Origin of the sequence: Candidatus Methanomassiliicoccus intestinalis Issoire-Mx1 (assembly GCF_000404225.1) — an archaeon.
GTDB classification, from domain to species: domain Archaea; phylum Thermoplasmatota; class Thermoplasmata; order Methanomassiliicoccales; family Methanomassiliicoccaceae; genus Methanomassiliicoccus_A; species Methanomassiliicoccus_A intestinalis.
The window spans coordinates 971,709-985,171 of record NC_021353.1; the positions used below are offsets into that span (position 1 = coordinate 971,709).

Consider the following 13,463-nt stretch of genomic DNA (forward strand, 5'->3'; position numbering starts at 1 on the left):
GATGCATCATCCCTGTAATTTTCGGCAGAAACGCTTAAATATAAGTTAGGGGTAAAAATGCCCTCAAAATCGAAAAGTGTAAATACTTGTTTTTCAGGGACTTTACCGCTCCTTATACTCGCGCGCGCGTACGCCCGCGCGTAGACACTGCGGCGGATTTTTTGCAGCACATTATACGGCATCTCTGCAGAGCACAAAGAGCACCTGTCGGATGTGCAGTCATTCATCATCTTCACCACCCTCCCTGCTGTAATTGTACGCAAGAATCTCCCGGTAGTCTTTGATCAGAGACTCTATCTTCCGGCGGTCAACATTCTCTTCAAAAGCAATCAGGGGCAGCGGCAGTTTGTCGATATAGTGGCGGTGGAAATATTTCGCAGCAGCTGCTTCCGTGCCGATTGCACACTGCGCCTCCATGGCATGCATCCTGATCTCCCAATCAGCAATCTCTGTTGATTTTCCAATCTCGGACTGGGGTATCCTTCTCTGGAATGTGTATCTGTCGCGGACCAGCATCTCCCTGTAGCTGTCATCCAATGTTGACAGACCCGAATGGAAATATCCAACGCCTCTTGTGCTCCCAAGCGCGGGAATGAATGCAATCGAGGTGGATTTTGCCTGATTGTTGCGCATGAGGATCTGTCCGGAGATATCCATAAGCTCGTTGTACCATCGTTCGCCAAGATTGGAGATCATCCATTCTGTGTCATTGCGCTCAGCCACGGCGGTTTTAAAGATGATTACATGACCGGAACGATATGATTTTCTCAGCTCGGTCCAGCGCTGCCAGCCGAAGATACAGATGACGATCCCTCCTTTACGACCGGACACTTCTTCATACTCATGCCTTAACTGCTGAAAGATTCCGGCTGCATCCATATTGTCCTTGTCCATCATATTGAGGGAGCTGGCACACTTAGCTGCATCATCGATGATCATCATCTGCACCTTTCTGGAATCGATCTGGTCAATGGCAATCGCCAGATCGTTGCAGTAGCAGTAGTTGACATTTTCCCTGCCGTAAAGGTTGAAGACATACTCGGTAAGCCACATGAAAAGCTCAGTTTTACCGCATCCCGGCCAGCCCACGACACAGGCATGTACCCAGATAACTTCCTTGTCTGGAATTTCCGTAGGAAAGAGAATAGCTAGTGCCAGATCGGTGATGTCTGCCTTAGGTTTCTGGGCAATCAGAGCATCAGCGGGACCGCGCATATGGTAATCTGTTCCTGCGGATCGCAAGCTGTAATAGATATCAGATTCCTGCTCCAGCTTCTCCTGCTCATACAGACGGACTTTTTCCATGCGTTCCATCAGATCCGCTGCGGACTGGGAATTCATCAGATATCACTCCCGGATATGTCTGATTCAGTGTCTGCGGTCTGAGAAAACAGCATTTTTGAGGTCAGGACAACATCGTTCTTTATGCTCTTGAGGTAGTCGTTGAGGCCCATCAGGTAATCATAATTCTGCTGATTGCGGCTCATGACAGACCAGCCTTCACTCCTGGCCACATCCGAAGCGTAGCGGTCGGTGAGGGCGATCATTGCATCTTCCAAGAGCTGCGTCCGATCCGCCATCCCTACCGGTATGGAAATCCTCCGCACAACATCATCGCCCAGAGGTGTCTGCGTAAAGAGATGGTCATTCCCCAGAATGAGCTGAAGATCCTTGCATTCGTCATCTGGGAAGATGATATGCCCCTCTTTTTCCTGGAAACGGGCGATGTCAATGTCATCGCCGGCCAGATCATAAATCAGGCTGTCTTTGATGTTGTTGAGCACCTGGCCCTGCAGCATAAATTGAAGATGGTCTTCGGAAGACAGAATTCCTACTTTGACATCGCCGGTCGGTTTTATGCAGCTCTCGCTCATTGTCCGCACCCCTCTTCCGGCGAGAAATTGGTGAAACGGCCTATGAGCGCTTCCACTGTCTGAATCTCTGTTTCATAAAAGACACTGCTCTGATATGCGTTGGCGGCGTCTATGACCTTTCTGGCTTCTGCGGCCTGGGAGGCGGGATGACGCAGGTCATGGCGGTAGATTTTACCGCTCTCGTCTTTGTAGCATGTTAAGACTGTGTCTTTCAGCGTGAAGATGTCGCCTGCATCGTCCTGGATGATTGTTCCGCCGTCATTTTCAAATCCCTGGACTGTCAGATCGGCCCTGCTCTTCAGGAAAGAGTATGCCGAACGTGTCTGCTCCAGTATCGGAGACAGTATGCGTTTGTCTTCATTATGCGCCTCCTTGGCAGTGATGCAGAATATGGAAGGTGCATCCACTCCGAGGAATTTCCGGCCTGAATCGCGCCTCATCGTCCCACCTCCTGAGTCTTGATGGCCTCGCTGTTCTTGCTGTAGCCCATGCTTCCGAGGACTATGGCCTGCGGATCATAGCCTGCCTGCTGTTTCAGGAATTCAGCCGCTGCATAGAGGCTTTGAGATCCCACTGCCTGCCGCAGGCGGTAATTTTCTTCAGCAGTCTCTGCATATTTCTGGCTGAGATCGTTGAATGCCCGCAGCTTCATCAGCAGAGACAGAGCCGAAAGGTCGGCAGATTCAGCGAGAATGACGGTTGTCACAGTCTGCATTACCTTCAGTTCTTTCTTGGGTACATACTGCCCGTTCCTTTCAACCATCTTTTTAGATCTTTTGACAGTCCATTCGACATATGAATCGTGGACATATTCTGCAAAGACCAGCCTGCCGTAGATGGGTGGATAAACCAGCGGTTTAAAGTCCGTCTCTATCCTGCCGTCAAGATCGCCGTTTGCCTGAATGACATGATGAATGCCCCAGCGCCATTTGATCCAGAGAGCCTTCCAGGTCTGATCCTGTCTGCAGATCTGCCCGTCTTCATTCGTATAAACCACCCACGGCCTCACATTGAATCTGACAATCTCATTGTTGGCAGTGTCCAGCTTCGCTAGGTAGCGGTAGTCCTGGCGGCCGTTGAAGTAGTATCCAACGAAGTAGAATATGATCAGGCAGACCAGCAGGAACGCGAGGCTCCCCCTGCCTGCGGCCTGTGCCCATACTGCAGCTATGCATGGTACCACCAGCACAGCCACCGTCACCGGGTCCACAGGGAAAACAAAGTTTACGATACTCTGTATCTTTCTGCCGATAAGCACTCCCAGCAGGGCAGCCAGACATGCAAAGATGACACTGAGTGGATCTATAGTGATCATCTCATGCCTCCGGCGGAAATCAGGTCTTCTCTAAGTTCGGTTATATCGATTGGTAAATGATTTGTGGAAACAATTTTATCTGAGGCCAAAGTGTGCCCTCCTTTCAAAACTAAGCATAATTCAGGGTCAAAGACAACGCCCTGCGGAACATCGCCGATTTCCCATCTTGCGGTGCACTCGGCGATGAAATACTTGGTGCGGCTGCTGTCATACAGGCCGGCGCCGGTAAAGTCCCCGGCAATGCCTGACACCATATGAGCTGTTGTTGCTGAAGTGGGTATGTATATCAATGCCGTGTCATAGCCCAGCGCACCCATCAGCGATGAATAGAGCGCGGCGACATCCTCACAGTCTCCTCCTCCATCCACTAGTGTTTCAATCGGATACTTCGGATACTCCTGGTATCCTGTCGATTCGTAATCATCTATATACTCCAGGCTTTGAACGAATGAGAGGATGAAAGCCGGTGTGTCGTCCGTGTATTCTGCCAGGGATTCTGCGAGAGCTGATACTGACCGGCAGTCAATATAGTCTGCATATGAGCTGAGCGTGACGGTTCCGCGGTTTTCAGCCCTTGCGGCAAGGTATTCCGACTGAGAAAACTCGGCAGTAAGCACGTATCTTTCACGTTCATAGACCCAGCTGTATGTGTGAGACACCAGCGTCTCTTCGATGCCGGTGTCTGTCTTGATCTCCTGCTGTCCAGCATCATCTGCCTGAAGGAAGAATGCCGTTGCCAATACGGCGATGACGGCAACTGCTGCTGCGGCTTTCATCACGGGTAGACCTCCAGCAGGACATAAACTGTAAACAGCGCTGCCAATGCCGCCACCAGCCTGACAAACTTATGCCTCCATGCAAAATGTGCAGTTGAGAGGACTGCCGCAAATGCCAGCAGGCCCTCTGAATGAGCGAGGATGAAATCTGCCGCCGCTTCCATCATAGAAACCTCGCTAAACCTAATATCGGACCTGCCAGAAGCAGGCCGCCGATAATTATCACTGCACCGGCAATGATCAGCGTCCAGTTGAATCTCGCAAGCAGGCCGCCGATGATCATCAACAGGCCTGCGATGATGCAGATCAGTTTGACGATCTGTTCAAGCGTCAGTCCGCCGCCTGGAACTGAATCTGTGGGATCCGGATCCGGAAACTCAGAGGAATTTATCAGTTTGAGTTTCGTGACTTCAAGACTGACTGATGAAGACGGGGCATTGTCGTAGTACATCTCGTATACGTCAAGCATGCAGTTCTCCGACATGTTGACCAGACTGGCATCATTCATGTTCGCTGCAGCATTCCAGGAAGACAGCGGTGTGCCTTCCGTAGACCATACAGCCATGATCCCAGGCTGATTCAGAGTGTTTTTGCCTATATTCAGATTAAAATTCTGGCCATAGACGAACGGTGTGAAGATTACATTCTCATAGAGCTTATCACCAGTACTTGTGTAGAGATCTCCCCGGACATACAGCGTCAGAGATTCCTTTGAAAAACTGTAGTCTCCGGTTTTGATCTTCTGATCATTTTTACTGTAGTAATCGCTAAGCTGCTCCATAGCCAGTACAGTCAGTATTTCCTGCTGCTCCTGTGTGATGCTGATGTTGTCATAGTTATCCGGCATCATCAGAGTGGTGAGGTAGAAATTCGCCTCTCCTGCTTTGTCAAAGATGTTCCAGACTGTGGCAGCGGCATTGGATGCTTTGGTAATCGAGACCCTGATGGTCTTGAGGAGCTCATCGTAATCAGTCATCAGCTCTGTAATGTCCACGCTTTTGCTTTCTGCACCGTCTGGATGGATGGTGATTGAGATTTTGTCTCTTACCACATCATCAACGATGATTCCCTGAGATGTCAGCTTGGCCAGTTTCACATCGTTTCCGGCCTTGAGAACCAGCGAGGTCATGACTGCCGCGGCATTGGCATCAACAACCGGCAGAATGCCTCCTGCATAGGACCTGCCGGACTGCAGGGTATAGACTCCTTCACTGAATCCTGACATTGAATCAAGGCTGTTGCGGCCTTCGTTGAGTGTCAGCCTGGCAGCATCGCTGGAAATCACAGCGGACCCGCCGAACACCCAGATGTCTCCTCCGGTTATGTAGACCTTATTTTTTGCTGAAGTTGCATCGACAGCAGTACCGACATAGGTCTGTGCAGACGACTTGGAAGAGATGCTGTCGAGTCCGTATGATATCTCGACATTCATCATGTTCCTGTAGGTGTCTGTGCCGTTCCAGATCTGGATACGCTCATTGAGGTTATCAAAGTGGGAATTGACCTGGGCAGCGGCATTTCTGAGCATGTATGAGGCGTTTGTGTAGAATCCGCTTGAGTCGAGTATCAAACTCGGATCATATGTCAGATCCTTGCCCCAGTTGTATGCTGATGTGATCTCTGCCTGCCTGATGTGGTGCTCGTTTGTCAGCGGCCAGATCTGTGAGTAGTTGGCAAGGGCATTGTCGTAGTAGGCCAGACCGCTCAATATCGACTGTGCGACAGCCTTTGTCTCTTCTCCCCTGACATATGAATCTGTATCTCCAGTTCCTTTCTCAGTGAGCTTATCGTATGCCTCGTGAATCGCATATCCTGTGACTGCTCCCATTACAAAGAAGACGACCATGATTGTAGTCACAGCAAAGCCCAGAGCCGGTGCTTCCTGAACCGGTTCTTCTGCTTCTCCGACTATCGAGGGAGCTACTGCAGCAAAGACAATGAGCACTGCAATGAGTGCTGAGACTGCTGCCGTGATTTTCCTGTTCCGGCAGTTCATCCGATCAGCCCCAGACAGTATAACGCGGCTGCATAGACCGCTGCAATGACAGCCGCAACCGGCAGTCCCTTTACTTTCAGGACAGCCAGGGCGAGGGCTGAAAGGATCAGCGCTGCGAAAGTCGCAATCACAAAATACAGAGTGCTGCTGTCTGCCGGTGTCTCTCCATCGGTGATTTCAGCATACAGTGTGATATTCTGCGTAACGGGTGATTTGAAATCGAAGCGGTCTTTGAACTCTGTATCGGTATACCAGCCTGTCAGTCTGCAGCCTGAAGGTATATCTATCTCCGGCTCGGCAGCCCTTTCACCTTTCAAAACTGTTGATTTGATGATCTGGCTGCCGTTGATGAATGTGACCGTATATACAGGCAGGTCTGTCAGATTGTAGGGCAGGCTGGATGAAACGGAGCTCTGGTCGTCAAGCGCAGTGGTGATCGTTATCCTGCCGGCACTGGGCGAGGAATACGAATGGGAAAAGGTACTGCCGGTTTTCATCTCAGTAGTTCCGTCTCCCCAATCGACAGTGTGAATCATTCCTGCATATTCAGCACCCATACTTACGCTGACGATGAGATAATTGCTGCTGACGGTGAAGTGCCTGTTCCACTGGGCAACGAGTGTCATTGAATCCTTGACAGGGTTTGAAAAGTCCCAGTCAGATCCGCCGACGACTCTCCAGGCGGTAAAGACATATCCGTCCTTGACAGGCTCTGGCGGCTTGGAGACCGTGCTGCCTGATTTAACGGTCTGAGATGCAATCGAACCGGATCCGCCGTTGAGATTGAAGATGACAGTCACATCAGCAGCGGTCGATTCTTCCCACTGGGCATATAGCGTGAGACTGTCTGATATGCTGACTGCCTCACCGGGACGGTAGACGGAGCCGGCAGCTCCTGATTCTGTGCTCCAGCCGCTGAGATTAAAGCCTGATCTGTTGAAGCCGGATATCGGCAGAGCAATTGATTTTCCAGCCTCCAGCTTCTGAACTGAGATGTTTCCGGTACCGCCGTTGGCACTGTATGTAACTGTCCTGCAGGAAGCGCCCTCAGCTATCCAGTAGGCATAGATCGTTGTCTGCCCTGATACAATGTATGTGTAACCGGGAGCATAGACGACATCTGGATTGTCTGAGAGGTACCAGCCTGCAAGCGTGTAACCTGATTTTGTGAAGCCGTCATCCGGTAATGTGACCAGATCATCGGTGGCTGCAAGATATTTAACATCTCCAGTACCGCCGTTGGCATCAAAGACTATCAGATTGCTGTCTGCTGTCCATTTAGCATACAGTCTGATGTCAGAAGACACGGTGTAAATCGATCCCAGATTATATGTCGGGCCTGAGGCAGAACCTTCAGACCAGCCGATCAGGGTGTAGTTGGAACGGCTGATTCCCGAAGACGGCAGAATAACTGCGTTGTTGGGCTGTGCATTCATTGACGGAATGCTGCCCGTACCGCCGTTGGCATCAAACGTGACGGTGTATGCGCCTGGAACATCCTCTGTGACTGTGATGTACCATTCTGCCTTAGAGGCATTGATGTACGGGGCATTGTCGCCTGCAAGTGAGATCACCACATGGTAGACGCCTGGCTTTGCCGGGGTTCCTTCGAATTTCAGCTGCCGTTTGTCACCAGTCTGGCTCAGCCAGTCTGGGCCGTCATATGATATTGAGTAATTTGTATTGCCTGAGACTTCGATATACAGACCCCAGACCGAGGACTGCATATTCGGCGAGAAGGAGTATTTTTCTCCCAGTTTCACTTCTGCCGGTGCTCCATAATCGCCGGTGGGAACGGCTACCCAGCTGGCATACATCACCGCATCAGAATTGGCCGCATATGCAGACCCGATGTCATAGAATCTGCCGGAAGTGCTGTCGAGGTTCCAGCCGGCCAGAATGTATCCGGCGTTGGTAAATCCGCTCTGAGGAAGATTGATCTCGGTTCCGGATTTTACAGTCTGGGAAGGTATTGTTCCCGTGCCGCCGTTGGCGTTGAAAGAAACGGTGCAGACCTCAGCTCTCCATTCAGCATAGAGTGTGAGATTGAATGTGGTGATGTTGCATGCTCCGCCCAGATCATAATGGCCCTGTCCGCCACTCTGCGGGTTGGCCTTCGAATTCCAGCCTGAGAGCACATATCCCGGTCTTGTGAAACCGCCTGCCGGCAGGGTTACCTTAGTGTAACTGTCGGCGGTAATTGAGCTCACAGAGCCGGAACCGCCGTTGGCATCAAACGTAATCGTATACTGTTCAGCTTCCCAGACAGCATAGAATTTGACATCGGAATTGAGAGTGTATGATGCTCCCAGGTTGTAGAATGTTCCTGAAAGCGAGTTGAGCCTCCAGCCCTTCTGCGTGTATCCTGAATGAGTATAGCTGCTGCCTGGAAGATGAATTGTTTCTCCAGTCTTGGCAGTTATCGGTGAAACAGTGCCGCTTGGCACAGTGCCGCTGCTGACGCCGTGGCTGAATGTTGCGGTGGAAGTTGTGCTGCTGCCCTCTTCAATGTTCAATGTAAACCTGTAGGTCAGCTCCATTTGTGTGAGACGTGTTTTGACAGCCACATCATATGATCCATATGACGGATAGCTGCCTGTAAGAGTAATGACCCCGTTGTTCGCTGAACCAGACAGCCAGCTAGGTTTATCCACCGATATTAGACTCATCAGGTAGGTCGGTTCCATTGTTATGGTGACAGACCCCGATGAAGGGTTCAGGGTGATTGTTCCCATATCCGGATCTACGCCTATGGTACCAAAATCATAAGAATCACCGGAAGCCAGAACGATTTCGTCAGTGCTGTTGTTATCATCTGTCGCTGCGCAGGCCACGGCCATGAAGCATAATGCAAGAAGCAGCGCTGACGCTCCGATTAAATATTTTTTCTTCAAAGGATTACCCCCAGAATGCAGGCGATCAGAAGCAATACCGTGGCTACGATTATCAAAAAGATGACTTGTTCCCACCTTCTAATGGGTAATATTATCCAGGCCAAAACCATGCAGATGATTGCCGCAACTATAAATATGAGTGCAAAGTCAACAGTATTCTCATCAGCCGGTTCTTCATTGATTATATCTGTGATCTCTAAATCGTAGAATACAGGCTCTGATTCGCCTGCATTGTTGACCGCCACTGCCTTGATCTGATAATTTCCAGGATCAGCGTATGTGTAACTGAAGCTGTTGGTATATGTCTTATAAACTTCACCGTTTCCCATGTCCCAGATGATGTATTCGTAATTTTCAGCTGCAACAGATGCAGTTATGGTTCTGTCATCTATGGTGACCTTGATATCGCTGATTGACGGGGTAGAAGTAAAAACAATGTCTTCATACCATTTGGCATAAAGGGTGAGGTTCTCTGTAGCATTGAGGCCGAATGCGTATTCATCTGTCAGAGCCGCATCGGTATACCAGCCGCCGAAAGTAAACCCGTTCCTTGACGGGTTTTCAGGCCGTACAGGCTTGTTGCCGTGCGATATGATCTGAGCATCTACCTCAGAACCTCCATTGCTGTTAAATGTGATTGTATAGCTTTTGAGGCTCCATGACGCAAATAAAGTCAGGTCGGAAGTGACTGCAGAATTGAAATTGTATTCTTCTGTCAGAGTCAGGTCTGTGTACCATCCCAGGAAGGTGTATCCGTCCTTAACGGGATTGGCCGGTCTTACTGCCCTTTCCCCGCTTTTTATCTGCTGGTTCTCTATCTCTGAACCGCCGTTGGTGTTGAAGGAAACGATGAACGGATCCACCCATTTTGCGTACAGAGTGATGTTTCCTGTTATTTTTGAATTAAAGTTAAACTGAGATGTAAGATTTTCATCGGTATACCAGCCTCCGAAGGCCTTATTCCCCTTGGAAGGGTCTGCCGGCTTGGAAGCTGTCTTGCCGTGCTCTACAGTCTGAGACGCTACAGAGCTGCCCCCGCTGCTGTTGAATGTGACAGTGTATGATTTAGCAGTCCAGTGAGCGTAAAGCGTGTGGTCGGCAGTTGCAGTTACCTGCGTTGATGATGTGACTTTGGATCCGCCTGACGCTGATGTGTACCAGCCTGCAAAGTCATAACCTTCTCTGGAAGGATTCGGCAGATCTCCGTATGTGGATGAGTAAGTTACAGTTTTGCTGGCAGTACTGACTGTACCTCCGTTTGGATTGAAGGTAACCTTGTATGCTGGTAACTTTATGTCGTACGAGACTGTATACAGTCCGTATTCACCGTCATCGGCATCGACAAGATGTCCGGAAACAACAAGGCTTAACGAAGTTTTGCCTGCCTGATTCGGCGTTCCTGAAACGGTATATACATAATCAGAGAGCTTGGTGACTGTGAGTCCGTACTGCGTTGCAGTTCCATTGTTGAATTCTGCAAAGATCTCATTGATCTCGTCAAAGCTTGAGAGATCCGGCGGGTCGAATGTGAATGTTTCAGTATATGCTGAACCGACATAGATCTCGACTTTGTAACCGCCGCCTGTAATGTGGGTTCCCTGCGGCTTAATCCATTTGGCATATATTGTGGTATTAGAGGTGATTGATGAGGATTCAAAATTATATTTGGTTGTCAATGATGAATTTGTATACCAGCCCTCAAAGATGTATCCGTCTTTTGTCGGAGGCGGCGCCGGCAATGATGCTGAACTGCCGTGGGTCACTTGCTGTGACGCTACCGAAGTACCGCCGTTAGAATTGAATGTAACTGTGTATGTGATAGGTGACCATTCGGCATACAGTGTCCGGTTGTAGATCGTATCTATCTTGTATGATGACCCAAGGTCATAGTGGGTTCCAGCCCCGTTCATAAGGCTGTTCCAGCCTGTGAGAGTGTATCCTGCTTTGCTGAAGCCTCCACTGGGCAGGGTGATCGTGCTCTGGTAATCCGCGCTGATAGAATTTACTGTCCCGGTACCGCCGTTGGCATCGAATGAAATCTTGTATTTGTTTGTAGTGTATGCTCCATAAAATGAAACATCAGAGTTGACGGTATATGATGCTCCGAGGCTGTATAGAGTTCCTGAAGTGGAATTAAGCCTCCAGCCGGTAAGGGTTTTTCCATTTATGGATGCACCTTCAGTAAGCAGGTTTATTCTTTCCCCGGCCTTTGCGGTCTTTGTTGCATATACTGTACTTCCTGTAATGAATTTGACGCTATAGACTTCTACCGTGCCGTCTACATGAATCATCGTTCCGGTGAATGTTTGCGATCCCTGCATTAACTGACAGGTGACCGATATATTGTATGTTCCTGAGTTGGTAGGCGGTGTTCCGATCAGGGTGACGGTACTTGTGGAAAGATCGCCGGAAGCGCTGAGCCAGTTAGGACTGTTGACAGTTACGACAGCTGACTTCAGCGAGGGGTAGGTAGTGAACTTGATAATGACCTGTTCCGAATTCGAATTCATTGTCCAAGTTCCCAGGTTTGGCGATGTTACTACTCCCATGTCATATGTGTTTACATTCCCGCCGAGAACCGGCGAGTCTGCAACTTGGTGATCGTCAGCTATCGCTGGAGAACAGAGGAAACATAACGCGATGATGAGGGCAAGAGCCCCCAAAATGCGTTTATGCTTCATGAGCTTCCTCCTTGCCGTTCAACAGGCCGGAGAACCAGTCTTTGATCTCATCGAATGAGACCACGTTGAAGAAGAACAGAAGTCCAAGGGCAGCGATAATCACTCCGATGGCGGCAACTGCAATTCCGCGGCTGTTGATACCGATTCCTAAAAGACCGACCAGAACTAAGATGACACCTACTGCTGTGCCGATCAAAGCGTACCAGCAGTAATCACTGTCTTCTTTTTTCGGGTCGTCTCCTCCAGGTGCCGGAGCTGGGTCTTCACCCTCTCCCAGTACTACTGAAGTAGATGATGTTTTTTCACGGCCTATCTCATCTTTGACAGTGACTCTTATGTCATATGCTCCATCGTCTGCGAAAGTGTGGTTAATGCTCTTGGTTCCTTCATAGACTGTGCCATCGCTGAGCACCCATGTTATTGAACTGTAGTTATCAGCGACTACTGAAGCAGATATGGTTCTGCCGTCCACTGTGACTTTAATGTCGGACAATGAAGGAGCTGAGTTGAATGCAATCTGGGTCCAGTTTTTGATTTTAAGCACCTGAGTGGCAGTTTCGGTTGAACCCCCTGCAGTGCTTGTAGCTGTGATTGTTACATTGGTATCAGCAAACGGAGCTGCTCTGCTGACTGTCAAAACGCCGTCTGTGAAAGTCATGTTGGCATTGAGGCCGCTGGCTGAGAGCGTGGCATCGCTGGGCTTTGCTGTGACTGTGTATGTCCAGGACTGGTCCTTATCTTCGATCAGCCAGACTGTGAGACCGGATCCCTGGTGTCCTGACGGTGTCGAAGTAATTCCCACCGTATCATAGGTACTGATGGTAGCGGTAGCTGATTTGCTCTGCGCAATGCCTGATGTGGTACTGGCAGCGGTGATTGTTACCTTAACGGTTCCGACTGTGTTCTTTTCAGCAGATCTGGTCAGCTTGTAAGATGTCTCGGACACCTTTGTAATTGCAAATCCGGCAGTCGTGGCTTCAGAATTCAAAGATACTGTCGTTTCCCCGGTAGCGTCTGGATCAACATCTGTTATCGAGAATGTATATTCATATGCAGTACCTGCCCATGAAGCTGTAGAGGGTGCTGCAGTAAGTTTTAATAAGTTATAAATTGAGTAAGAAATCCACTGTGTTGCTTGTCTCACAGGCCCGCCGTCATTGGAAGTGGCTGTGATGCAAATCTTTTCTTTACCTTCTTTTACGGTACCTGAAAGCACATTGCCGTCCAGAGTGAGGCCGATATCTGCAATGCTGCCTGAAGTAACTGAGTATGTTGCGTTTACATTTGCCGTCATTGTATAGCTGTATTGATCTCCTGCGATGGCTGCAAACTGATATGGGTCTGCTTCCGTACCCGTACCGGATACTGCAGCACCCAATGTAAGACTGCTGTCATTGCTGTCAGAGCCGAACATTCCTGCCGGAACTATGGCTGCCAACATGGCAACGATTGCAATCGCAAAGAGTTTTAGGTATGTCTGTTTAATATTTATTCCTCCAGATATCCTCCTGGGCTGAAAGCGCGGAGGAGTCACCGGCCTGTCGTCTGATAAATGTGAAAAATATGATGCCAGATGCCGCAGGTCGGCTCATGGCATTATGATATCGTATGATCGTTTATATATCCTTGATTTTAAATAAGAAAATATTTTTATTAAATTTTATGCAGTGTGCTGTTCATCTCATATAGGATTTTTTAAACAAGTATAAACCATGATACGTTCACTGCCGCCGTGAGCATCATATACCGATAACAGACTGAAATATCCGTCAGAGAGGAGGAGAGTTTCAGACTGTGCGGAAAAGATCAAGGTAGATCATCATGGCCGGGTCCAGAAAAATGAGCAGAAAGGCGCGGCTGTGGAATTATGGGTTTTTGAGGATGTGCAATAAAATGAAGCTGCAGGAGTCTGATGGAATACTGCATA

10 protein-coding genes are annotated in these 13,463 nt (G+C 49.3%); all 10 read right to left on the reverse strand.

Annotation, left to right across the window (positions count from 1 at the left end):
• Positions 1-219: 219 nt before the first annotated feature.
• Genes H729_RS04650 through H729_RS04690 form a run of 10 tightly spaced genes read right to left on the reverse strand, consistent with a single transcriptional unit; the run spans position 220 to position 13,070 of the window.
• Positions 220-1,341 carry a hypothetical protein gene (locus H729_RS04650; protein WP_020448844.1) on the reverse strand — a complete coding sequence of 374 codons (1,122 nt, stop codon included), beginning with the start codon at positions 1,339-1,341 and terminating at the stop codon, positions 220-222.
• A complete protein-coding gene (locus H729_RS04655; protein ID WP_020448845.1) occupies positions 1,341-1,874 on the reverse strand; it encodes a hypothetical protein in 534 nt (177 codons plus the stop codon). The genes H729_RS04650 and H729_RS04655 overlap by 1 nt, the downstream gene beginning before the upstream one ends.
• Complete coding sequence (locus H729_RS04660; protein ID WP_020448846.1) at positions 1,871-2,314, reverse strand: hypothetical protein; 444 nt, start codon at positions 2,312-2,314, stop codon at positions 1,871-1,873. Before H729_RS04660 ends, H729_RS04655 begins: the two co-directional genes overlap by 4 nt.
• Entirely contained in the window at positions 2,311-3,189 is an 879-nt protein-coding gene (locus H729_RS04665; protein WP_020448847.1) for a hypothetical protein, read from the reverse strand. The genes H729_RS04660 and H729_RS04665 overlap by 4 nt, the downstream gene beginning before the upstream one ends.
• On the reverse strand, positions 3,186-3,968 hold the full coding sequence (locus tag H729_RS04670) for a hypothetical protein (protein WP_147554392.1): 783 nt from the start codon (positions 3,966-3,968) through the stop codon (positions 3,186-3,188). Before H729_RS04670 ends, H729_RS04665 begins: the two co-directional genes overlap by 4 nt.
• Positions 3,965-4,132 carry a hypothetical protein gene (locus tag H729_RS09970; RefSeq protein ID WP_172618663.1) on the reverse strand — a complete coding sequence of 56 codons (168 nt, stop codon included), beginning with the start codon at positions 4,130-4,132 and terminating at the stop codon, positions 3,965-3,967. The genes H729_RS04670 and H729_RS09970 overlap by 4 nt, the downstream gene beginning before the upstream one ends.
• Positions 4,129-5,961, reverse strand: a complete 1,833-nt coding sequence (locus H729_RS04675) for a hypothetical protein (RefSeq protein ID WP_020448849.1) — start codon at positions 5,959-5,961, stop codon at positions 4,129-4,131. Before H729_RS04675 ends, H729_RS09970 begins: the two co-directional genes overlap by 4 nt.
• Positions 5,958-8,855 carry an InlB B-repeat-containing protein gene (locus H729_RS04680; protein ID WP_020448850.1) on the reverse strand — a complete coding sequence of 966 codons (2,898 nt, stop codon included), beginning with the start codon at positions 8,853-8,855 and terminating at the stop codon, positions 5,958-5,960. Before H729_RS04680 ends, H729_RS04675 begins: the two co-directional genes overlap by 4 nt.
• A complete protein-coding gene (locus tag H729_RS04685; RefSeq protein WP_020448851.1) occupies positions 8,852-11,536 on the reverse strand; it encodes an InlB B-repeat-containing protein in 2,685 nt (894 codons plus the stop codon). The genes H729_RS04680 and H729_RS04685 overlap by 4 nt, the downstream gene beginning before the upstream one ends.
• Entirely contained in the window at positions 11,526-13,070 is a 1,545-nt protein-coding gene (locus tag H729_RS04690) for a PKD domain-containing protein (RefSeq protein WP_020448852.1), read from the reverse strand. Before H729_RS04690 ends, H729_RS04685 begins: the two co-directional genes overlap by 11 nt.
• Between the last annotated feature and the right edge of the window lie 393 nt (positions 13,071-13,463).

What these genes read in the sequence shown, in the direction of transcription:
- H729_RS04660 (WP_020448846.1), bottom strand. Translation starts at nt 2,314, where the DNA reads ATGAGGCGCGATTCAGGCCGGAAATTCCTCGGAGTGGATGCACCTTCC.
- H729_RS09970 (WP_172618663.1), bottom strand. Translation starts at nt 4,132, where the DNA reads ATGATGGAAGCGGCGGCAGATTTCATCCTCGCTCATTCAGAGGGCCTG.
- H729_RS04685 (WP_020448851.1), bottom strand. Translation starts at nt 11,536, where the DNA reads ATGAAGCATAAACGCATTTTGGGGGCTCTTGCCCTCATCATCGCGTTA.
- H729_RS04665 (WP_020448847.1), bottom strand. Translation starts at nt 3,189, where the DNA reads ATGATCACTATAGATCCACTCAGTGTCATCTTTGCATGTCTGGCTGCC.
- H729_RS04675 (WP_020448849.1), bottom strand. Translation starts at nt 5,961, where the DNA reads ATGAACTGCCGGAACAGGAAAATCACGGCAGCAGTCTCAGCACTCATT.
- H729_RS04655 (WP_020448845.1), bottom strand. Translation starts at nt 1,874, where the DNA reads ATGAGCGAGAGCTGCATAAAACCGACCGGCGATGTCAAAGTAGGAATT.
- H729_RS04650 (WP_020448844.1), bottom strand. Translation starts at nt 1,341, where the DNA reads ATGAATTCCCAGTCCGCAGCGGATCTGATGGAACGCATGGAAAAAGTC.